This window comes from Microcoleus sp. B5-D4 (assembly GCF_036705145.1).
In the GTDB taxonomy this organism is placed as follows: domain Bacteria; phylum Cyanobacteriota; class Cyanobacteriia; order Cyanobacteriales; family Microcoleaceae; genus Microcoleus.
Genome location: NZ_JAUBTV010000048.1, coordinates 17483 through 38851, shown reverse-complemented (window position 1 = coordinate 38851; position 21369 = coordinate 17483). Strand labels below are relative to the sequence as shown.

The 21369-nt window shown below is 42.9% G+C and carries 20 protein-coding genes; 12 read left to right on the top strand and 8 right to left on the bottom strand.

Annotated elements, in window-relative coordinates:
• Window positions 1–203: 203 nt before the first annotated feature.
• The 5 genes from rimP to QUB10_RS21060 all read right to left on the bottom strand — a co-directional run bounded on the left by rimP (window position 204) and on the right by QUB10_RS21060 (window position 5728).
• A complete protein-coding gene (rimP, locus tag QUB10_RS21080; protein WP_333040953.1) occupies window positions 204–671 on the bottom strand; it encodes a ribosome maturation factor RimP in 468 nt (155 codons plus the stop codon).
• Window positions 672–996: 325 nt separating this feature from the next.
• Entirely contained in the window at window positions 997–1209 is a 213-nt protein-coding gene (locus tag QUB10_RS21075) for a hypothetical protein (RefSeq protein WP_333205262.1), read from the bottom strand.
• A gap of 84 nt (window positions 1210–1293) precedes the next feature.
• Window positions 1294–1455, bottom strand: coding sequence for a thiamine S protein (locus QUB10_RS21070; protein WP_333205261.1), 162 nt, complete (start codon window positions 1453–1455; stop codon window positions 1294–1296).
• Window positions 1456–1514: 59 nt separating this feature from the next.
• The gene (locus QUB10_RS21065) at window positions 1515–2906 is read right to left on the bottom strand and encodes a response regulator (RefSeq protein WP_333205260.1); all 1392 of its coding nucleotides are present in this window, start codon (window positions 2904–2906) and stop codon (window positions 1515–1517) included.
• The gene (locus tag QUB10_RS21060) at window positions 2903–5728 is read right to left on the bottom strand and encodes an ATP-binding protein (RefSeq protein WP_333205259.1); all 2826 of its coding nucleotides are present in this window, start codon (window positions 5726–5728) and stop codon (window positions 2903–2905) included. Before QUB10_RS21060 ends, QUB10_RS21065 begins: the two co-directional genes overlap by 4 nt.
• A 580-nt stretch (window positions 5729–6308) precedes the next feature.
• Here QUB10_RS21060 and QUB10_RS21055 point away from each other — a divergent pair.
• Window positions 6309–6476, top strand: coding sequence for a hypothetical protein (locus QUB10_RS21055; protein WP_333205257.1), 168 nt, complete (start codon window positions 6309–6311; stop codon window positions 6474–6476).
• A 47-nt stretch (window positions 6477–6523) separates the two neighbouring features.
• Here QUB10_RS21055 and QUB10_RS21050 read toward each other — a convergent pair whose 3' ends face one another.
• The gene (locus QUB10_RS21050) at window positions 6524–7975 is read right to left on the bottom strand and encodes a hypothetical protein (protein ID WP_333205255.1); all 1452 of its coding nucleotides are present in this window, start codon (window positions 7973–7975) and stop codon (window positions 6524–6526) included.
• A 610-nt stretch (window positions 7976–8585) separates the two neighbouring features.
• Between QUB10_RS21050 and QUB10_RS21045 the strand changes: the two genes are divergently transcribed.
• Window positions 8586–10085, top strand: a complete 1500-nt coding sequence (locus QUB10_RS21045) for a GUN4 domain-containing protein (RefSeq protein WP_333205253.1) — start codon at window positions 8586–8588, stop codon at window positions 10083–10085.
• A 349-nt stretch (window positions 10086–10434) separates the two neighbouring features.
• Complete coding sequence (locus QUB10_RS21040) at window positions 10435–10698, top strand: hypothetical protein (RefSeq protein WP_333205251.1); 264 nt, start codon at window positions 10435–10437, stop codon at window positions 10696–10698.
• Window positions 10699–10954: 256 nt separating this feature from the next.
• On the opposite strand, the gene QUB10_RS21035 is transcribed toward QUB10_RS21040, so the two are convergent.
• Window positions 10955–11482, bottom strand: a complete 528-nt coding sequence (locus tag QUB10_RS21035; RefSeq protein ID WP_333057848.1) for a P-loop NTPase family protein — start codon at window positions 11480–11482, stop codon at window positions 10955–10957.
• A 356-nt stretch (window positions 11483–11838) separates the two neighbouring features.
• On the opposite strand from QUB10_RS21035, the gene QUB10_RS21030 reads away from it, so the two are divergent.
• The 8 genes from QUB10_RS21030 (at window position 11839) to QUB10_RS20995 (ending at window position 19535) form a co-directional block, all read left to right on the top strand.
• Window positions 11839–12405 carry a nucleoside monophosphate kinase gene (locus tag QUB10_RS21030; protein ID WP_333205271.1) on the top strand — a complete coding sequence of 189 codons (567 nt, stop codon included), beginning with the start codon at window positions 11839–11841 and terminating at the stop codon, window positions 12403–12405.
• Window positions 12406–12528: 123 nt separating this feature from the next.
• Complete coding sequence (gene rph, locus QUB10_RS21025; protein WP_333205248.1) at window positions 12529–13254, top strand: ribonuclease PH; 726 nt, start codon at window positions 12529–12531, stop codon at window positions 13252–13254.
• A 118-nt stretch (window positions 13255–13372) separates the two neighbouring features.
• On the top strand, window positions 13373–16645 hold the full coding sequence (locus tag QUB10_RS21020; RefSeq protein WP_333205246.1) for a hypothetical protein: 3273 nt from the start codon (window positions 13373–13375) through the stop codon (window positions 16643–16645).
• A 65-nt stretch (window positions 16646–16710) separates the two neighbouring features.
• Complete coding sequence (locus QUB10_RS21015; RefSeq protein ID WP_333205244.1) at window positions 16711–18096, top strand: hypothetical protein; 1386 nt, start codon at window positions 16711–16713, stop codon at window positions 18094–18096.
• 162 nt (window positions 18097–18258) lie between these two features.
• Window positions 18259–18483, top strand: a complete 225-nt coding sequence (locus QUB10_RS21010; RefSeq protein WP_333205242.1) for a CopG family transcriptional regulator — start codon at window positions 18259–18261, stop codon at window positions 18481–18483.
• Complete coding sequence (locus QUB10_RS21005) at window positions 18470–18808, top strand: type II toxin-antitoxin system PemK/MazF family toxin (protein ID WP_333205240.1); 339 nt, start codon at window positions 18470–18472, stop codon at window positions 18806–18808. Before QUB10_RS21010 ends, QUB10_RS21005 begins: the two co-directional genes overlap by 14 nt.
• A 137-nt stretch (window positions 18809–18945) precedes the next feature.
• Window positions 18946–19191: a hypothetical protein gene (locus tag QUB10_RS21000; protein ID WP_333205238.1), complete on the top strand. Its 246-nt coding sequence runs from the start codon at window positions 18946–18948 to the stop codon at window positions 19189–19191.
• On the top strand, window positions 19188–19535 hold the full coding sequence (locus QUB10_RS20995; RefSeq protein WP_333179692.1) for a type II toxin-antitoxin system PemK/MazF family toxin: 348 nt from the start codon (window positions 19188–19190) through the stop codon (window positions 19533–19535). The genes QUB10_RS21000 and QUB10_RS20995 overlap by 4 nt, the downstream gene beginning before the upstream one ends.
• Before the next feature lie 255 nt (window positions 19536–19790).
• Here QUB10_RS20995 and QUB10_RS20990 read toward each other — a convergent pair whose 3' ends face one another.
• Window positions 19791–21092, bottom strand: coding sequence for a CHAT domain-containing protein (locus QUB10_RS20990; protein WP_333205236.1), 1302 nt, complete (start codon window positions 21090–21092; stop codon window positions 19791–19793).
• Here QUB10_RS20990 and QUB10_RS20985 point away from each other — a divergent pair.
• On the top strand, window positions 21079–21369 hold a 291-nt coding region (locus QUB10_RS20985; RefSeq protein WP_333205234.1), incomplete at its 3' end, for a hypothetical protein. The genes QUB10_RS20990 and QUB10_RS20985 overlap by 14 nt on opposite strands.

The following is a 21369-nucleotide window of genomic DNA, read 5'->3' as shown; positions in this document are numbered from 1 at the left end:
CAAGTAGAAGTGATGACAGAAAAGTGATGAGTTACTGAATAGGCTCAGGGGAAATTGTTGCTATAACAATTTATTTATTGTCCCTATTCAAGCCGCTGATACAGATATGCTTGTTAAAAATTAACTCGCAGCCAAGCGTTTTCAGCTTGCTGCGAGGCAATCTCAAAACTCAAAACTCAAAACTCAAAACTCAAAACTTCCCTTTACATCTCCTTTCCTTCGTCTAGTTCAACTTTGACAATCTGAGGGCGGGGAATTTTAACCTGTCGCCCTTTTTGATTGAGATAAACCGCTGTTTCATCCCGGCCCAGGAGTAGTCCTTTCCACTCTTTGATTCGCGAGTCGGGTTCGGTGGTTTTGGCTGTCACGGGGAAACCTTTAAAGGTAATAAATTCTCGATCGCTGCTGAGCAATCGGGATATTCCGGGACTGGAAATCTCTAGCACGTAGGCATCGGGTATGATGTCGGCTGCCTCTAACTCGGCATCGAGGGCTGTGCTCATGCGCTCGCAGTCGGCTAAACCAGTGTCTTGTTGGAGGTTGCGGATGTCTACCCGCAAGACGGGAGGATTTTGGTTGGTGTGAAACACTGCTCCCACTACTTCCAATCCCAGTGTTTCCGCAACGGGGGTAGCTAAGTCAATGATTTGTGGGATTAGGGGATGAGTCATATCGAATACTTAAGTTAAAACTCCTGAACTCGGACACGGCAAGGAAAAATTTGGTGTTGAGATTGCTTGGCTTTGAGGTGGTTTGATTAGGTGGCTGCGACTTTCGTCTTCAACTTTGGGACTTACCCAACATCCCTGCTGGGGCTCTCAAGCGGGGGGATTACCCCTGCTGGATCGGTCCTCAACTTGCAAGTCTGATGCCCTGAACTCTTTTCCTGCGACTAATGCAACAAAAAAAGTGGGCTTGACCCACTCCTAGGTAAAACAATTTCTTCCAAGAAGTTTGAGGACTTCTTCTGATCGAAGGGAGGCCTCAGTTCTCAGTTTAGCTCGATCGCCCGCCCGGTGACAAACCGATCGCCCTCGGCGGACTGTCCGAGGGCAGAAGGGGAGAGCTGAGAGGGGGAATAAGGACGACTTCATCACCGTTTTGGAGTGGGGTGGGGCGAGGGCAAATTCCTGGTTGATATTCAAGCAGGTGCGATCGATCTGAGATGTTGCACCATTCTCGCTTAACAGGCTCTCCGGCCTGTTCCACAAAGAGTAGATTTTCTTGTGGAACAGGCCGGAAAGCCTGTTCCTAAAAAGCTTATTGACAATGGTGCAAGATGTGCGATCGATCCTAGAACAGGGGGGGAGTGGCACTCAGGCGTTCTAGGACTTGCGATACGGGAGTTGCTTTGGGAAATTGTAATTTCCCTTCGGACAAGCCCTCTGCTTCTTGATAGGGGGTGAAGAGTTTGACAGTGAGGGTGATTGGTAGATTAGACAGGGGCGATCCCATGATTAACGGTATCTTGACAAAACAGCAAAACTAAGATTTACCCTAAAAAAGTCCCCTTACTAATGCTGGATTGGAAGCTCAATTACAAACTCTACCCCCCATTCGGGCGAGGAAATGCAAGTCAGCTTACCACCATGTTTTGCTTCTACAATCTCACGGCTAATAGACAAGCCTAAACCTGTCCCTTTACCCACTGATTTTGTAGTAAACATCGGCGTAAATAAATGCTGCATTATCTCCGGCGTTATCCCCAGCCCATTGTCAGCAATCCGAATCACCACTCTGTCGCCCTGAAGCATTTCAGTGCAGATCCGAATCTGTGGATTGTCATTGCTCTGTTGCTTTTCCCCGCAGAGCGGACAACTGATCGTAGACTCTTCTAAAGCATCAATTGCATTCGCTAATACATTCATAAACACCTGATTTATTTGCCCAGGATAGCACTCGACCAGCGGTAATTCGCCGTACTCTTTAATAACCTTAATAGCTGGGTGAGTGCCTTTACCTTTCAATCGATGACCTAAAATCAACAGGGTACTATCTAGCCCATCGTGAATATTCACTGGCGTTAGTGCCGATGTATCCAACCGAGAGAAATTACGCAGTGACATAGAAAGATTGTAAAGTCGCTCTGTTCCTAGCGCCATTGAATCAATAATTTTGGGCAAATCTTCAACAATAAAATCTAACTCAATCTCCTGGGACTTATCCTCAAATTCTGATGTCGAAGTAACGTTGTGCTGGCAAAGCCGAGTCATCTCGATCAAATCGGCAATATATTCCTTGGCAATAGGGATATTATTGGAGATAAAACTAACTGGATTGTTAATTTCGTGAGCCACCCCAGCTACAAGTTGACCAAGACAAGCCATCTTTTCACTTTGAACGATTTGCACTTGAGCTTTTTTAAGATTCTCCAAAGCTTGAGAAAGTTCAGCCGTTCGTTCTTCCACCCGTTTTTCTAACTCCTGCGCGAGCTGATGTAACGCTGCTTCTGCTGCGAGCCTGTCTTCTATTTCCCGTTTCAGCATGAGGTTTTGCTCTGCAAGGATTTTAGTAAGAGAACGCAGTTTTAAATGGAGGTTGACGCGAGCTAACACCTCCTTTTGTTCAAAGGGCTTAGTAATGTAATCCACCGCCCCTAGATTAAAGCCTTTGACCTTATCTCCTATGTCAGAAAGAGCGGTCATAAAAATTACGGAGATTTCGTTCGTCAACGGACTTGCCTTCAACCGCTGACAGGTTTCAAACCCGTCAATTCCTGGCATCATCACATCTAACAGAATCAAATCAGGCTGAGTATATTCAGCCTGTTCGATGGCAGTTTCGCCATCAGTTGCTACCAATATCTCCCATCCAAAACCCGCTAAAGCTTCAGAAAGCACGTCCAGATTGCTAGGATTATCATCGACGATTAAGATGCTACTTGTTTCCATATTTGCTGCCTTCATTCTTTTTGTATTCTGTGGGATGTAATAAACTCTTTGATTTTTTTGACCTGATAGCCTTGGGCTAACTGGCGCAGCTCAACAGCAAAGGACACAAATTTCTGATCTAACTTCTCTAGGTGCTCACTGCGCTTCACAATTCCTTTCACGTTGCCTCTCATCGCCAGTTCAAATAAAAGTTCAATTTCTCCTGGCGGGGGAGCCACTACAGAATTCGATTCAGAAAGTGATTGAGGATCAGAGGAAAAGGGAATAGTGCTGATTTTTTCATTTTTGGGTTCGTCATATATCCATTCAAGTTTTAAATACTTTTGCAACATCTCAAATAGCTCTTCTGCCTGCACTGGCTTACCGAGAAAATCGTTGGCTCCCCCCTCCAAACTTTTATGTTGATCGGTAGCAAATACACTGGCAGATGAAGCAATGATTGCCACGTCTTTATAGTGTGAAAAATTTCGGATACGACGCATCATCTCAAAGCCATCTAACACTGGCATCACCAAGTCAGTGATAATCAGATCAAACTTAAACTCTTCTACTTTTTCTAAACCTTCTTGACCGTTTTTAGCTTCGGTTACTTCAAAGCCGAGGGGTTCCAGCAAATTGACAATGACTGAGAGGTTTTCCCATTTGTCATCCACAACCAAAACTTTCTGCTTTCTACCTTGGTAGCCAACTAGCTTTCTTTGCTTGGTAATCGTGGCTGTATTTGCCCAGTCTGCCGCTTCCCGTAAATCCAAATCTAGCCAAAAAACACTGCCGACTCCTGACTGGCTTTTTACTTGAATTGTACTACCCATCATTTCGACAATTTTCTGGCTAATTGTTAAACCGAGCCCGGTTCCTTCCGCCTGACGCTTACTGTCTCCTACCTGTTCAAAGGGCAAAAATATTTTTTTTAATTGTTCTGGTGTCATACCAACGCCAGTATCTTCAATTTGAAACCGAATTTTGTGAATTGGTGAGGCTGGCTTTTGCTCAGAGCTTTGTACCTTTTCACCTGTGTCCTTTTCCAGATGTTCTATCTTAAAAGTCACCCCTCCACCGTCGGTAAACTTAATTGCATTGCTCAGTAAGTTAATTAGTACCTGTCGCAAGCGTTTCTCGTCAGCGTAGATGCCAGCAGGCAGGTCCGAACTAGGTTGATAAACAAAAGCAATTCCTTTTTGTTCGGCTCGGATGCGGCAGATTTCCGCTACTCCTTGCAAAAAGGAAGCAAAATGGAAATCTTTCGCGTACAGTTCCAATTTCTGGGCTTCAATTTTAGCGAGGTCTAAGATGTCATTAATCAGGGTTAACAGGTGGGAACCACACTGGTGAATAATACTGATGCCTTGGATATCTTTGGGAGCCATAGTTTTCGATCGTTCTAGGATTTGAGCGTATCCTAAAATGCCATTGAGTGGTGTTCTCAATTCGTGACTCATATTCGCTAAAAATTCACTTTTAGCTTGGTTGGCACTATCAGCGATTTGTTTGGCTTCCGTGAGTTCAGCAGTGCGTTCTTCTACTCGGATTTCTAGCTCGGAATTGGTCTTGGCTAGCGCCTCAAAGGATTCGCGCAACTGTTGTGCCATAAGGTTGAAAGACTGACCCAGAATTTCTAGTTCTTCTATGCCTTTTACCTGGACATTTTTTTCTAAGTCGCCACTTGCTATCGCCCTAGAAGCGGCGCTCAAACGGAGAATCGGGCTGGTAATCCAGCGTGCGGTTAAGATTCCCAGAACGGTAGCCAGCCCCAAGGCTCCCAAACACAACAAAATGGTAGTCTGGGTATTGGCGTTAATTTGATCCATGAAATCGCTTTCAGGAACTACGACGACGATCAGCCAGTCCAATCCTCGCCTATCTTGAAAGGGCATAACTTGGAGGAATTCCCGCTGACCGGCGATCGTAAAATCCAATTGCTGAGAGCTATTAATTTTAGTGAGGTCGCCAAAGTGTTCTTTTAAATGCGCTGTTGTCAGCCGAATTAAATCATCGGTGCTGTCTAAAGCATTCAGGCGATCGAGTTTGCCATTGTTGGTGATAAATGCTTCTTTGAGAGTTGAACTGCCTACTAGGAGTCCCGAACGTTCCATAATGAATGTCTGTCCCGATCGACCGATTTTTATGCTTTGCAGAAAGTCACTGAGGAAAGAGATCAAAAAATTAGCAACGAATACTCCGCGCAGTTCGCCACTTTCGTCATAAACTGGATGTCCGGCAGGGAGGGAGAGCGTTTTCTGACCTGTAAGCGGAAAAATTTCGCTCCATGTGGGCCGGCTATAGCGTACACTGTCTTTATACCAAGAACGGCGGAGTATATTGTAGTTGCGGGAGACTTTTAAGAGCTTCGTTTGATTGCCTTTGCTATCAGATTCATAAATATGAAGTTCATTCCGATGCTCTTTGTCTGCTATTTTAAAAAATATTTGGCCATTCTCTTGGCGTTCAATGGCAATGAACTCTCCCGTTTTAGTAGCAAAACCCATCTGGGGCAGAGAAGGAAAGGCTTGAAGTTGCTCCCACAAATAGCGCTCCGTACTCTCCAATTCGTCTGGATTTAAGTATCCTAGGCGAAGGGCATTGGCATTCAGTTGATTGACGCGAGGGGCTGTGTCTAGGTAAGTGTTGAGCTGCTGCTGGATACGGGCCGTAATTTCACTCCGCAACTGACTAGCAACTTCGTTGACTGCTTTTTGCCCGTTGCGTAAGGATAGCCAGCCTGTCAGCCCGACGGCGGCAAATATTTGTAGGACGAATGGGAATACTAAAATTAGGCGCAGGGACACCTTTTTTTTAGAACGGTTTGACAGGAAAGTGGTTGCAGAGGTCTGTGACATTGATTGATGTTACTTCTGGGGTAACGAGTTGGCGGAAAAATCTCAGTGGAGAAGAGTGAAATGAGGCTGAGGAAATATATATTGAAAAGCAATCTATAATATTTAGTGAAAAGTTTTAGACAGTAACTTGCTTAAACAAGCCGGGCTACTTACGTGCTTTCTCTGAGAGGGGTATAATAAGAGCTGACTAAAGATACTGACTAAAGATACTGACGCGGCTTATTTTTTTAGAGCATTTGTAATTTTTTTTAGCCTTTAGGAAACCCCTTAGCAATCATATCTAATAGATTACTTGGTCTAGAGAGATTTGTAGTATTTTTTTAACTTTACTTTACAGATTGAGTCTAAAAAGTAGAATCTCATCAAACTTACATAGAAATTGATATAATATACGTCTAAAAAAATTGACAATCAAGCATCCAGGATACAAGCCCCCCGATTCATTCCGAAAGCAGACTCAGGACCCAGAAATAAAAAACCTGTATCCGATGAAACTTGCCGAACGTATTTATCTCGCGCAAGTCAATGCTTCAATCGAAAATCGAAAATCGAAAATCGATTGACCTTTCTCGCTAAAAACATGACACGCCAGGCCGCTGAGAACCCTAACGGCGGTCTAACTAACTACGGCGCTGAAGATGTGATGCACAACTCTGCAGATGACTCTGGTAAAGAATGCCGATCGCACATGAAACTTTACAATTCCCGCAAGCTTCATGTGCAGGAGTTACAGCAGGGTAATTGCTAATTGCTAATTGGGGAAGAAAAAAATAAGTAAAGCGGTGGAGACTTGCTCTAACGCGGGGCTATCCGTTGCAGTTCTTTGGCTTGTTCTAAAATTTTCTCGAAGTCTTCTTCGCTCAACCGCTGAATGTAGTTGATTTTGAACTCTTCTAGGAAGTCGCACAGCAGCAGTTGTATTTCTTGCCAGGTTTGCTGCTGTTGCAGTTCGGTTCCTAAAGCTTGCCCGAAATGTTGGACTAGCTGGCTTGAGAGTTTCATGCCTATGGGGTCTTCGGTGGCGATTTTGAAGGCTTCGTAGGCATCTTGGGGGCCGAGGGTGGCTAATTTTGAGAGTTCTGCAACTAATTGCTGTGCTAGCTGTTCGGGCAGGTTTCCCAGGCCGGGTACTTGCTTCCATCCTTGATAGAGGGGGGATTGTTTGAGGAAGCTTTCAATATTGTACCGGAGGAGGGCTTCTAGGTCTGGCTGGAGTTGGGGGAGGACTTTGTAGACGGTTATTTGGACGAGATGGGTGGCGATCGCTTCTATTTCATTGATATTGTTGATGTCTAGATAGCGCTGTTTTGGGGATTTAAAGAGTTGACGAGCGAGTTCGCCTGTGGTGATTGATTGTTGCATCTGGTTGATGAGTTGAATTACTACAACTTCGGTCAATTCTTGAGCGAAGTTGGCGACGAAACCTCGGCTGATTTGGGCGCGTATGGGTTGGAGATCCGGCATTTTGGCTTGGTGGATGCGAATTGTGACGGGTAATACTCGCAACAGGCGCCAGAATGGGAGCAGCATGAAGATGTCGTACCATCGCCAGAGCATGGCTGCTCGCCAAGTGACGCTGCGGTGGCGGCGGGTGATCCAGTAGGTACGGGCTAGAAATTCGATCGCGAATATGGCAATAAATGGCAGGTCGATTAGCCAGAAGTTATCGGTAAATTCGCCGTTTTCTCCAATCTCGCGGTAATAGTTGGTGGCGATTAATGGCTTGATTTTGGAGTCAAACCACTTGATTTCTGTTTGCCAACCTTGTTTGTTTAAATAGTCTTGGCTCCAGAATGCTTGGAATGATTGTTTAGCGGAGTCTTGCGGATTGGGGACGCGATCGCGCATCCGGTCTTTTATTTTTTCTAGGGTGCCACTTTTTGATGCTACTCGAAAGGGATCTTCGTCGATCATTTTCGCGCTCAGATTGTTTATTTCCTGCAATTTGGCTGCTACTTGGGGAGAGGGCAACCCTGTTTGCACTACTTGAATTTTTAATTCTTCTAAGGTTTCCAGATATTGCTGGGTGTCTCGGTGGGGTTTAATTCCTTTAAATGGGTCGTATACTTGAGTTAGAACTGGCAGTTGCCGGAGGTAGAAATCTCGACCGGGCACGTAAGTTATGTCAAATATTACTAGGCTTAAATTTCCTAGGGCGACCAGTGCCATGAACCGCTCGAACCAAGGTACTTTTGGTGATTTTTTGCGGGAGTTGGGAGTTGGAGAGGGCAGTAGTTTTGGTGTCACTAGCGGTTCCTAATTAAGTAGACCGATCGAATTAGATGTAACTGGTAATAGCTGAAAAAAGGAAACAGGGAAAACTGGCTAAGTGTCTGATCGAGATCGGATGGCGATCGCGGAAGCTAGTCTTTATTTTAACGTGCGTTTGTTGGGGATTTTTGGATTGTTAATTATGCCTGGTTAAGTTAAATATTTTACGGGTAAAATATTAAGGTCGATCGAACTTGACGGAAGCTGTGGCTCCCGTTAGTGTGCTTCTCTCTGGCAATAAAATTATATCTCAGGCGGAATCCTCAGTTTTTTTGGCGTTGCAGAACTCACGGGGCTGGTAATAAATTACTATTTCTGTTTGATCTGGTGGCTCTTTGACCGCTAAATCAAATGTATTGCACGGAGCGGAGTCTAAGGTTAGATGAGGACTTCGAGTTTGAGGTCAAACCCTCAAGAGAGTTATACTTGCTCAGGGGCAGTCTGGCGAGAGCGCCTCCTCTGATGGCGAAGGTGGCTGCCGCCTCCGTAAGGTTCGAGGTATCGCCTCTACAAAAACCAGCTCGCGATCGGACTCTTGAATAATATAAAACCCTTCCTACTAATTTTGTTCGCATTTTTTTAATATATGACATACTGCCTTAATCTCGATTGCCCAAGAGACAAGCGTCAGAACCCACCAGGCACAAAGTATTGTCTTAATTGTGGTTCAAAGCTGCTGCTAAAAGACCTTTATGCAGCAACTGAACCGCTGCGCGATGGGGGATTTGGTAGGACTTTCCGAGCTGTTAATCATGGCAAATTTGAGGAATTGTGCGTGATAAAACAGTTGTCACCTCCTCAAGAGTTTCAACGGAAGCCCGGTCATTTTAAAAAATATGTTCGACTGTTTGAACAAGAGGCAAGGCGGTTATACGAACTGAAGCACCCGCAAATTCCTCAGTTAATTTCTTATTTTGAGGAAGATGGGCGATTGTATTTAGTGCAAGAGTTTATTGATGGCAATAATTTAAAGGATGAGTTAGATAAGTACGGTGCTTATAGCGAAATTAAAACTTGCGAACTGCTGTTAGATTTGTTGCCTTTATTGAAGTTTGTTCATGACCGAAATGTGATTCACCGCGATATTAAGCCTGAGAATGTGATCCGCCGAGCTCGCGATCGTAAGTTAGTGCTGATAGATTTTGGGGTTTCTAAACAGGTAGTAGCTGCTGCTCCGACCAAAACTGGAACGAAGTTGGGAACTCCCGGCTACGCGGCTCTAGAACAGCGTCACGGTAGGGCTGTTCCTGCTAGCGACCTTTATAGTTTGGGGGTGACTTGCATTCGCTTGCTGACTTCTGTTATGCCTTATCTGGATATCTACGGGGACATTCACGATGACCTTTACGATCCGCTTGAAGGCCGATGGCTTTGGAGGGAGGCTTTGCCAAAAGGAACACAAATTAGCGACGATTTAGGTCAGGTTTTGGATAAGTTGATTCAGGAATATGTTAAAGATCGCTACAAATCGGCTGTGGAAGTTTTGGATGCTTTAAAACCTCCTGTTGTTGTTGTGCCCGTGCTGGAAAAGTCGCAGCAGGCAACTGTTGTTAGTCCTTCGGTTCCGACTCAACCTGTGACTGAGACTCCGCTAATTTCTGTGAATTTAGAGTCCGAAAAAGGTATTGATTATTCTCACTTGGAAAGGCTGCTGGCTGCTAAAAATTGGCGTGGTGCTGATGAGGAAACTTCTGTGAAAATGCTGGAGGTGATGCAGCAAAATTCACGGGGTTATTTGAGTGAGGAAGATATTAGGAAGTTTCCAGCTAAGGATTTGCAGACTATCGATCGACTTTGGGTGCGGCACAGTCACCGCAGATTCGGTTTTTCTGTGCAAAAGGGTTTGTGGCTCAAGTTGGGGGGAAAGCCTGGTGTTTATGATGCTACAGTTTGGGAGAAGTTTGGCGATCGAGTGGGCTGGCGGGTTAACAGCCAGTGGGTATACTATTCTGAGCTGAATTTTACTTCTAAAGCAAAGCCGGGACATTTGCCGGGGGGGACTGTTTTTGGGTGGGAAGGCGGGGTTTTGTGCGGTGTTTTGGGTTTAGGTGGGATCTGGTTTCTGCTGTCGCGGCGGGATTTGTAAAACTCACATCTTGCACTATTCTCGCTTAACAGGCTTTTCGGCCTGTTCCACAAGAAAATTCACTCTTTGTGGAACAGGCCGAAAAGCCTGTTCATAAAAAACTTATTGAGAATGGTGCAATATCTCAGTAAAAGGAAGGTAGAAGGTAGAAGGCAGAATTTATTAGTCAGACTGCACCCCAAGCGAAGTCGAAGTGTTAGTCATGAAATAGTTTTGAGTTGCGAATTAAAGAGTTAACAAGTTTTGAGTTTAATCATTTGTTATGTAGAAAATAGCTCTAAAAAAAGCGAAAAATAAGATATAATCCCAAACCCTTTTTTTTGTGCTATGTTCTTAGAGAAGGGCAAGTTTGCAAAGTCAAAAGCCAGTCCTCGGCCGTGGCCAAAGATGGGGACTGGCGTTGGCTCCAATTTACCAAGGAGATTTATCTAGTATGTTGCAAGAAAAACGTCTCAAGCCGTGGACTATAGTTCGCTCGCTTCCAAATGTGGAAAAGGTGGTTGTGGGTGAGTTTCGCAGTTGGTCTGATGCAGACGGTCACTTGAAAATTCTCAAGCGGATGGTGCCGGCAGATCGATTGAGTGTTGTCTTCGATCCGGTAGTTCAAGCGTAACGTCGCTGGTAAATTGATCAGCGTGCGATCGCTCTTTGAGCTAAGCGATCGCCTCTTTTTTTAGATACTGTTTTTTTACATAAAAAATGCGATCGCTAAGGATCGCGAATTAAATAACTTACAATTTTAATTGTGATTGTGGGATGGGCGTCCCGCCCCGCCCTTTTGGACCGGCGGGGCGCCCATCCCACTTTCAAGAGTGGAAGTTATTTAATTCTCATTCCTAAACAGGCGATCGCAACTTGAATCATTGTCCTTAACTGCGGCGAATTTCAGTAATTTGGTCGGCAACATCCAAAATTCTTTGGGGCATGGATGGCCCAGTAAAAATCATATCCAAATGATGCGGCTTGTTGTCAATCAATGCCACCACTTCTGCTTCGGGAATCAAGCCCAAATTAACCGCTAAACTCAATTCATCGAGAATAACTAAGGCATAACGACCTTCGCGCACCGCATTTTGAACATACTGCCACAATTGTTCGATCGATCGCGTCTCCAGCTCATCTAAATCGGCATTCTCAATGCAGCGTGACAAATCGCAGCGCATCCAATCTAAATTTTGCCCCAGTCGCACCGGATGCTGGTGCCCTTGATTAATTCCCCCTTTGAGGAACTGCACCGCCAGCACCGGAGCTCCCTGTCCTGCAATTCTGAGGGCCTGAGCCATGACACTGGTAAAAAAGCAGCGGTGCGGGCCTGTAAAAACTTGCACCAGCCCTTGAACTGTGTAGGGCAAGCTGTGGGTTAAATTGAGTTTAGGGGTTTGTAACTGAGCAACCATAGGGCAATATTTAATCAGCAACTAAGTCTTGAGTGCAGCTCCGACCTTGGCGTGGCTGAAGCCTGCTTGACAATATATAGTGTACTGGGCCGAGTGCACATCGGATCAAACACTATATATACAAGTTGTCAAAAGCTCGCTGCAGTGGCATTCGCAGTCGTTTGTGGGATTTTTGAACTCAATTAGCACTTAGGGAGAAACGGGGTTTTTTACCAAAATACGGCGGGGATCGCCCCAGTTAGAGAGTTAGAGGGTGAAAAAGCAAGGCGATGAGAGTCTTGGGAAGTCCAGGACTGTGAAGAAAAAGTACACACATCGCGTAAAATTTGAATGTCGCGGCACTAGGAGCAGGGACTGTGAGAGTGGTGATTCTGGGAGGGCCAGGAGCGGGAAAGGGAACTCAGGCTGAACTACTGTGCAGCAATTTGAGCCTTCCTTTGCTGGCTGTGGGGGACATTCTACGGGAGGCGATCGCAGAAGATACAGATTTAGGCAAGCTGGCGGTGTCTTATGTCGAAAGAGGGGAATTAGTTCCCGACGCAACTATGATTGAATTCTTTCGCCGCCGGCTGCTGCTGTGGGATGTCTTTAATGGCTGGGTGCTGGAGGGCTATCCGCGAACGGCTTTTCAAGCTGAGGAGTTGGATTTTTTGTTGGACGATTTGGCTCAGCAGCTAGATTGGGCGATTTTGTTGAAAGTGCCGATCGAGGTTTTGCTGAGTAGGTCGATCGAGCGCGATCGATCGGATGACCATCCTGAAATATTACAGCGTCGGCTGGATTTGTTCCACGAACGCACTATTCCTCTTTTAGAGTATTACGAATACCGCAACAAACTGTTAACTGTTGATGGCAACCAATCTCCACAACAAGTCCAGCAGGATATTCTCAAATTAATCGAGGCTAAGGGCCAATCGGCATAAGATTTTAGATTTTAGATTTTAGATTGAATGACTGCATATTTACCGGAGCAAAAAAACCGGAAGATTAATACCAATTTTTAAAGTTTTAATGCCTAATTACCCATTACCAATCACCTAAATATTATGTCTTTCCAGCGTCCAGATGGCAGACAACCAAATCAACTTCGTCCGATTAGTTTCGATCGACAGTTTACCAAATTTGCTAGCGGTTCCGTACTGGCGAAAAGTGGCGATACTCAGGTACTTTGCAGCGTTACAATCAAGCCGGGAGTGCCTAGATTTTTGGAGAATACCGGACAAGGTTGGCTGACAGCGGAATACCGAATGTTGCCGGGTTCTACGCCGCAGCGACAAGAGCGGGAATTTATGAAATTATCGGGACGGACTCAAGAGATTCAGCGGTTGATTGGGCGCAGTTTGCGATCGTGCTTGGATATGCAACTCTTGGGAGAACGCACGATACTTGTGGATGCGGATGTTTTGCAAGCGGACGCTGGGACTCGCACGACTTCAATTACTGGCGGGTTTGTGGCTGTGGCTGATGCTTTGAATAAGTTGGTGCAAAAAGGTGATTTGGTGCGATCGCCCATTATTCGTCAAGTAGCGGCGGTGTCTGTGGGGCTTTTGGAAGGCGAGCCATTTTTAGATTTGAATTATCTTGAAGATGTGGCGGCAGAAATTGATTGTAATGTGGTAATGAATGGAGATTTGAACATCATCGAAGTTCAGGGAACTGCGGAAGAAGGAAGTTTTAGTCGGAGTCAGTTAAATCAAATTTTGGATTTGGCAGAAACCGGGATTCAGGAATTGTTGGAGGCTCAGCGGCAGGCTTTAGTCAGCAGTCATTAGTCATTACTCAGCAGTCATTTTTATGTACTCGATCTGGCAGATGAATAAAATATAAGCCTGTCCGTGAATCCGAGGTTAGCTAAGTAGAACGTTAGTTTTGTCTAGGAGAGTATTAGTAATGACTAAAATCGATTTCAAAGACATTCGCACTCACAAAGGTAGTCAACATGAAGGATTTGAAGAACTATGCTGTCAACTTGCATCATTTGAGGAAGTACCAAAAGACTCTATTTTTCGTCGCAAATCGGGTGCTGGAGGAGATGCTGGTGTTGAATGTTACTGGCGATTACCTAATGGAAATGAGAAGGCTTGGCAAACAAAATATTTTCCTGATAAATTGGGAGATAGCCAATGGGTACAAATTGATAAATCCGTTAAAGCGGCCTTGGATAAACATCCAAATTTAATTGAATATATAGTCTGTTTGCCCATTAACCGTACTGAAGGACGCAAGGACGGAGAAAAATCCCAAATGGATCGCTGGGATGAGCGTGTTCAAACATGGGAAGGATGGGCTAAAGAACGTCATATGACTGTTCAGTTTGTCTATTGGGGAGAATCAGAAATTCTTGAAAGGCTTTCTCGCCCACAACCTCAGTATGCTGGTCGTGCCTATTTTTGGTTTAATAAACAAGAACTAACTAATGAATGGATGATTCAGCGTTTTCAAGAAGTTAAAGAAAATGCTGGCCCACGATACACACCAGAAATTCATGTTTATTTACCAGAAGCTCAAATATTTGAAGGACTTGCTAGAACAGATATTTTCTTTGACCGCATTGATAACTTATACAGTCAGCTTTGTCGAAAGTGGAAAGATGCCAAGAAGCCATCAGAAGACTTACAGAAGAAAGTTCCTAAGGTAGCTAACTCTTTAAACGATCTGAGTAAAGATGTCAACTTACTCATCACTGCATTGAAAAAAGCATCTGATAGACAGGCATTGTCACCAATTGATTTTGATTCAATTGCTTGTTTGTCAAAAAAAGTTTGGCAATATGATAGTTACACACAAATTTGGCAAGTGAATCCATCTCATAACGAACAGCAAGGAGAACAAATAGAAAATAGAGACATTAATCGTTCAATTGAAGACTTATTACAAACAGTTCGTTATAAAATTTCAAAAGTAAAAGAAATAGGAATAGAAATTTACGAGTTTGCCATCAGTGATATTACTGCTGCGTGTAATCAAGGCGCACTTCTACTTACGGGTGAAGCTGGAACAGGTAAAACTCATCTCTTCTGTGATATAGCTAAACATCGTTTGGATAACTCACTTCCAACCATAATTTTACTGGGTCAGCACTTTTGTCAAGGCAACCCTTGGATTCAAATAATGCAGAGATTGCACCTTTCTTGTCAGCGTGACGAGTTTTTAGGCGCATTAGATGCTGCTGCACAAGCTTGTGGTAGTCATGCAATGATTTTGATTGATGCTCTTAATGAGAGTGATGATAAAGGTTTATGGAAAAAGGAACTAGCAGGTATATTAGCTGTTTTGCATAAGTATCCACGCATTACTATTGCAGTAAGCTGTCGTACTTCATACGAGAAAGCAACAATACCACAAAACCTGGTTCCAGAAGAAAAGTTAGTTAAAGTTGAACATCATGGATTTGCCAACCATGAATATAGTGCTACAAAAAAAATTTTCAATTATTATGGTATTGAACAGCCTAACGTTCCTTTGTTAGTTCCAGAGTTTTCTAACCCACTTTTTTTAAAAACACTTTGTCAAGGGATTAAAAAGCGTAAATTAACACGAATACCTAAAGGAATTAACGGCATTACTGATGTTTTAAATCTATTTATAGATTCAATTAACGAGGTCTTATGTGAACGAATTGATTATGATTATCAAGACAATTTAGTACGAAAATCAGTACATTCTTTAGCCTGTAAGATGGCAGAAAAAGAACAGCCTTGGATAGAAAGAAAAGAAGCCAAAAATATTGTTAATTCTTGTTTGCCTAATAGAGAGTTTTCACAGACTTTATTTTATAACCTGCTTGCTGAGGGCCTACTATCAGAAGATTTAATTTATCGTCCCTCAGAAAACGAATATGAAGAACAAAATCACAGGGTTGATATTATTAAATTTCCCTATGAAAAATTTAGCGATCATTTAATAGTCCGTTATTTGCTGACAAACCACCTAGATAAAGATAATCCAACTACATCTTTTGATGAAAATAAACCGCTAGGTCGGTTAGTAGCAGCTAGATGGAATACACAGAGTATAAGTGGTTTACTGGAAGCTTTATTTATTCAAATTCCTGAACTACTTGGAAAAGAAGTAATGGAATTAACATCAATTAGATTATGGTGGTTTGAACATCCATTTTTACAAAGTCTTATTTGGCGTAATCCCACTAAAATTACTCAAAAAACCAAAGATTATCTTGATGAAATATTCCAAGAAGCAGGAAACGAAGAAAAAGTTTATAATGTACTATTGACAGTAGCTACCGATCCTGAACATCCTTTAAATGCAAAATCTCTTCATCGTCATCTCATAAATCTCAGAATGCCAGATCGCGATGAAATTTGGTCAATTTATTTATTCGATCAGTATGAAAAAAAAGGGGCAGTCGATCGTTTACTTGAATGGGCATGGGAAGCCGAAAAAGACCATATCTCAGATGAATCCATCGAACTTTGTGCAATTGCTTTGACATGGTTTTTAACAACATCTCATCGTTTTCTTCGCGATCGTGCAACAAAAGCTCTTGTTTCAATGCTACATCCAAAACCTCAAGTTTTAGTCAAAGTTATCGAGCAGTTTTTAGAAGTTGATGATATTTATGTATTAGAACGTCTCTATGCTGTTGCTTATGGAGTCGCAATGGTTAGCAATGATGCTGAAAAAATAGGAGGACTTGCCAACAAAATCTATGAATGGGTATTTAAAGAAGGTACACCACCAGTACATATACTTTTGCGTGATTATGCTCGTGGTGTTATTGAAGTAGCTAATCATCTGGGTACTTTATCAGACCAAGTAGATATTGATAAAACTCATCCCCCTTATAAAAGTGATTGGAATCTCGATCTACCAACAGAAGAAGAATTAAAACTATATATTGAATTAATAAAGCTTGATTTTGACATCAATCTACCTTTATTACTATTACTTTTATTATTTAAGTCATGGGATTCAAATTATTTAATTATATCTCAGCTAAGAAGTGTTTCAAAGAAAACTAAATTTAAGAGTTTTAAAGACGATCCTAAATGGAGCCTTGATCGTCTATACACATCAGTTATGCACTATTTTGGTGGAGGCGATTTTTCTCGGTATGTTATAGAATCTCGTACTCGTTACTGGTCTTCCTGTATATTAGGAGAGCCAAAAGAACCCACTAAAAAAGAGAGGAGCAATTTATAGACTCTCTTACAACTACACAGAAACAAGCCTGGGAAGAATATAAAACAATATCCGAGAATGTAGATTTGTATAAACAACTAGAGCCTGAAAGTCGTATAGAATCTTTTGAAGAAGAGTTTACAGACGAAGAATTAAAGGAAGCTATTACATCTGGGAAAGAATCTTTTTTGAGCACTATTGACCAGGAAAAAACAGAATTTTTTGAAAAGTATGTTGTACCATTTTTAGAAAATCCAAGAGAAGATGAATATCGGTTCGATACTTCTATTGCCAAACGCTGGATTGTTAAGCGAGTCCTTGAATTAGGATGGACAATTGAGAAGTTCGGTTGGTTTGATAGGCGTTGTGGTAGTCATGGTCGTGCTGCAGATAAACCAGAACGAATTGGTAAGAAATACCAATGGATTGCCCTTCATGAATTTCTTGGTTGCATGGCAGATAATTTAGAGTTTACAGTTTCTTCTGGGTTGGAGGAAGAATCTGCATCATCTGTTTATGAAGGAACTTGGCAGATTGGAATCCGAGATATCGATCCATCCTTTTTGTTAAAACAAATTCCTGAATCTCAACAGAATAATAAAAAAAATTGGTTAAAACCTATTGACTATACATTTAACGAAGTTGCTCGACAAGGACAGATAGACTGGATAAAACAACAAGATGACTGTCCAGATCCATGTCAACTCATTGAATTAACTAATCCTAACGATCGAACAGTTTGGTTAACTCTAGAAGGTCATTATGGTTGGGCCGAAAAAGAACCTTTAGAAGAAGAAAAATATGAAACTTCTCAACGAGAAATGTCGTATCTGATACGAAGCTATATTGTGCGTTGTGAAAATATGGAAGAAACCTACCAATGGTTAAAAGATAAAAATTTTGAAGGGAAACGGATGCCAGAATCTGGAATAATTTCTGATATATTTATTGGCGAATTTTCTTGGGGTTTACCCTATCATACATGGAATGCAGATAATTATTGGGAGTCTGACACAAATATTACACACGGAGACTTACCTTATCCAGTCGTTGTAACAACAACACAATATTCTTTTAGTAGTAGTTTTGATTGTTCAACTGATGAAACAATATATGCTTTAATTCCTTCGGCTTGGCTAATGAAGAAGATGGAATTAAGATGGTCAGGAGAATATTTTAAATTTAGGAATTCAAATAATGAAGTTGTTGCATTTAATCCTTTAGATGAACTGTCTCCCGACAACTTTTTAATCTCCAAAAATCAACTGGTTAACTTTCTAAGTGAAAATAATTTAGATATTATTTGGACAGTATTAGGAGAACGTCAATTGATTGGTGGAAATCATAATGAATGGCCTGGACGCCTAGAAATTTATGGTGTGTATCGGCTAAAAAATGGTGTAATAGATGGAGAAGAGCTGAATACTTGGCATAGAAAACCCGATTTGCTTCTCAAAAGCTCGAATATTTGACTATCGCCCTTTCATCCATCCGCCTCCATCGTGGCACGGGCGTCCCGCCTGTGCAATAGATCGGTTCAAAAAGAGCGATCGCCCTATAAGTAGAATTTACTCCCGTTTATTGCTTGTGCTAGAATTAAATAAAAATCTTTGTAATTACCAATTGCTAAGATAATGCAAGCTGAAAAAATATCAATTTCCCTATCACAATCGCTACTACAGTTTATTGAAAGCTACAAAATTGCTAAAGGATGCCAATCCCCTTCCCAAGTAATTGAAGTAGCTTTAGAATTGTTGCGGAATCAAGAACTAGAATCTGCTTACCGACAAGCATCTAGCGAAGTAGACTCCGCTTGGGATCTAACAGTTGCCGATGGATTGACAGATGAAACGTGGTGAAATTTACTACGCTAATCTCAGTCCTACGATTGGTTCTGAGATAGATAAACGCCGTCCAGTATTAGTGGTGAGCAATGACGCTAATAACCGTGCTGCCAATACAGTTACAATTCTACCAATTACCTCTAATGTAACCCGTGTCTCCCCTTTCGATATCCTACTAAATCCAGAGGATAGCGGTTTATCCAAACCTTCTAAAGTACAAGCACAGCAAGGACGGACAAGTTCTAAACAGCGAATTAGCAGCGATGTAGTGGGAAGTTTGAGTGAAGAAATCATGCAGTTGGTAAATGCTGCTCTCAAACTGCATTTAGATGTCGATTAACTGTGATATATAGGCGTTTTTTTCGTGGCACGGGCATCCCGCCTGTGCGCCTGTGCGATCGCGGGCGTCTCGCCTGTGCGACCCCAAGCTTTTAAGCTATAATAGTTGCGTAAAGTCGAGATAAGTAAAAAAGTAACATGGATCAAACTTCTACAGTTACAATTAGCAATACATCTTATCAAACCCTCGCAGAAATCTCTGCACTCTCAGGAAAACCAATCGAAACAGTTCTCGAACAAGCAATAGAACAATACCGAAGACAACAGTTTTTAGCAGCAGCCAACCAAGCTTATCTTGCCTTACGCGATCGCCCAGAAGCTTGGAAAGAAGAACTTGAAGAACGGGAAGCTTGGGATATCACTTTAGAGGATGGTTTAGAATGACATCCGCCAAACCATCACGGGGTGATATATGGCTGATTGACTTGAACCCAACACGAGGAAGAGAGCAAGCTGGCAAGCGTCCCTGTCTAGTGACATCTGTAGATTTATTCAATCAGGGTGCTTCGGGATTAGTTGTCGTACTACCAGTCACATCGAAAGATAAAGGAATTCCCTGGCACGTCGAAGTTAACCCCCCAGAAGGAGGACTTAGACAGCGAAGTTTCATTAAATGTGAAGATGTGCGATCGATCAGTATAGAAAGATTTTTTGAACTGTGGGGTACAGTTTCTCCCACAACATTAATGATGGTAGAAGAAAGACTGCGTATTCTTTTGAATTTATAGCTAAAAAAAATTTTAGTTTTCATACAGATAAATATCCCTTTCATTCCCCTGACTGAATTTGACTCCTCACCCATTGCCTAAAACCTCGAATCATCGACGTTTCCCCCACATCTTTTTGCGTTTCCAAAAATCCCATAATCTCAGAGGGCGACAAAAAAGCGAAGTGAGGAGAAACCTCCCGTTCTAAATATTCCTGACCTTTTAAAAAATCATTGATATCCCACTAATAACAAATCACTAATCACTAATCACCAATTACCAAGGACTCCCAATCATCACAAAAGCAGACCAATAATAAGGATGCGACAACTTTAAATCCGCAAACCCTTGCAGCGAAGCCGGCAACTCCACCCCCTCACCCCGACTCAAACCCCGCAATCGGCCGCCCTCCAAACGCACATCTCCCCGCAACATCGCAATTTGCGCTTGTCGCAGGGCCGCCCCCTTAATTCGCGCCGTCTTCAACTGCTGGTAAAACTCACTCATCAATCCCAAAGTACCTTCATCACTCACGTACCACAAACTTCCCAAAGCCGTTTGCACCCCGGCTTGCAGCGCCAAACCCCCAAAACCCAACTCGGCCTGTGCATCTCCCACCGCAGTCCGACAAGCACTTAAAACTAACATATTCACCTGCGGATCATTCAATCTCAAATCCCGTAATTGATCCAGTCGCAGCCGACTATTCCACAACTGAATAAAAGAATTATTCGGTACTCCAGGTCGAAATTCGCCGTGAGTAGCTAAGTGAATAATGCCAAAAGGTCGGCTTTGATGCTGTCGCTTCAAATTCTCCAAAGTGAAACCCTCATTTAGAAAACTAACTCCCGGCCACTCTCTAGAAATAGCCGCTATTTCAGCAGGAACTGCCGGCAAAGGATTCAACTCGGAAAATTCCGAGGCACCCATTGCTAAAACTTGAGAATTTCTGAGATCGACGTAGCGGGTATCTGTTAAATTAATGCTGGGCATCAGGCTGAGATTGTACTTTTCCACCAAAAATTGCTGTCCGTCGTGCAAAGCAGCAAAGGGCATACCTCTCAAACCTCGATCGACAACAAAGGAAATAGTATCAGTTTCGCACTTTGTCAAACTGTCCTCTAAAGGCCCAATCATCCACTTATAAAGCTGTTGGGAAGATGGTAGATAACTCGTAGTAGCCCGCACCCCCGGTTTGGTAATCTCACCCCTGAACTCATTTACAACTTTCAGAAGTTCTTGTCGGTTCGCTGACGGCACACTTTTGTGAACCACTTCACCGCAAGAAGTGATCAGCATTAAATTTAATTCTTCGGGCTGCGAGAACAGATAAATTAAGCTGGGTTTCGTGCCGGTTTGTGCGCCCACCGATGCTAAGTTTTTTTGAATTTCCTCTGGGGATACCAACTCGTTGCTAATGTTGAGGCCGAAATATTCCCCGAATTCTTGGCTGAAAGATTTGTCCAGCATAGACAAAGCTGCCGATATTTGGCCTGCCTCCAAATTCCTGCCGATGTCGCCGCGAAATGCTGACTGAATAACAGAATCTCTGATTTTTGAATCGATGAAATTTCTCATTCCCCTGGGAAATTGCATTCTTTCGGGCGGCATCCTTTCTCTGGGTTTTCCTATATCTCGCGATATTCTGTTTTGGTTCTGCCGCTGTTCGCGACTAAAGGGTTGGTTGGGATCGAAAAAAAACGATCGCCCTCTATCAAATCGCGATCTATCCCTTGGTAATATTGGGGGGGAATTTGAGTTATTGCGATTAGGTGGAGTAGGTGGAGTAGGTGGAGTAGGTGGAGTAGGTGGAGTAGGTGGAGTAGGTGGAGTAGGTGGAGTAGGTGGAGTAGGT

Coding starts and splice junctions, on each gene's coding strand:
- QUB10_RS21045 (WP_333205253.1), top strand. CDS start 8,586: ATGACATACTGCCTTAATCTCGATTGCCCAAGAGACAAGCGTCAGAAC.
- QUB10_RS20990 (WP_333205236.1), bottom strand. CDS start 21,092: ATGAGAAATTTCATCGATTCAAAAATCAGAGATTCTGTTATTCAGTCA.
- rimP (WP_333040953.1), bottom strand. CDS start 671: ATGACTCATCCCCTAATCCCACAAATCATTGACTTAGCTACCCCCGTT.
- QUB10_RS21065 (WP_333205260.1), bottom strand. CDS start 2,906: ATGAAGGCAGCAAATATGGAAACAAGTAGCATCTTAATCGTCGATGAT.
- QUB10_RS21020 (WP_333205246.1), top strand. CDS start 13,373: ATGACTAAAATCGATTTCAAAGACATTCGCACTCACAAAGGTAGTCAA.
- QUB10_RS21055 (WP_333205257.1), top strand. CDS start 6,309: ATGACACGCCAGGCCGCTGAGAACCCTAACGGCGGTCTAACTAACTAC.
- QUB10_RS21060 (WP_333205259.1), bottom strand. CDS start 5,728: ATGTCACAGACCTCTGCAACCACTTTCCTGTCAAACCGTTCTAAAAAA.
- QUB10_RS20995 (WP_333179692.1), top strand. CDS start 19,188: ATGACATCCGCCAAACCATCACGGGGTGATATATGGCTGATTGACTTG.
- QUB10_RS21070 (WP_333205261.1), bottom strand. CDS start 1,455: ATGGGATCGCCCCTGTCTAATCTACCAATCACCCTCACTGTCAAACTC.
- rph (WP_333205248.1), top strand. CDS start 12,529: ATGTCTTTCCAGCGTCCAGATGGCAGACAACCAAATCAACTTCGTCCG.
- QUB10_RS21005 (WP_333205240.1), top strand. CDS start 18,470: ATGAAACGTGGTGAAATTTACTACGCTAATCTCAGTCCTACGATTGGT.
- QUB10_RS21010 (WP_333205242.1), top strand. CDS start 18,259: ATGCAAGCTGAAAAAATATCAATTTCCCTATCACAATCGCTACTACAG.
- QUB10_RS21000 (WP_333205238.1), top strand. CDS start 18,946: ATGGATCAAACTTCTACAGTTACAATTAGCAATACATCTTATCAAACC.
- QUB10_RS21035 (WP_333057848.1), bottom strand. CDS start 11,482: ATGGTTGCTCAGTTACAAACCCCTAAACTCAATTTAACCCACAGCTTG.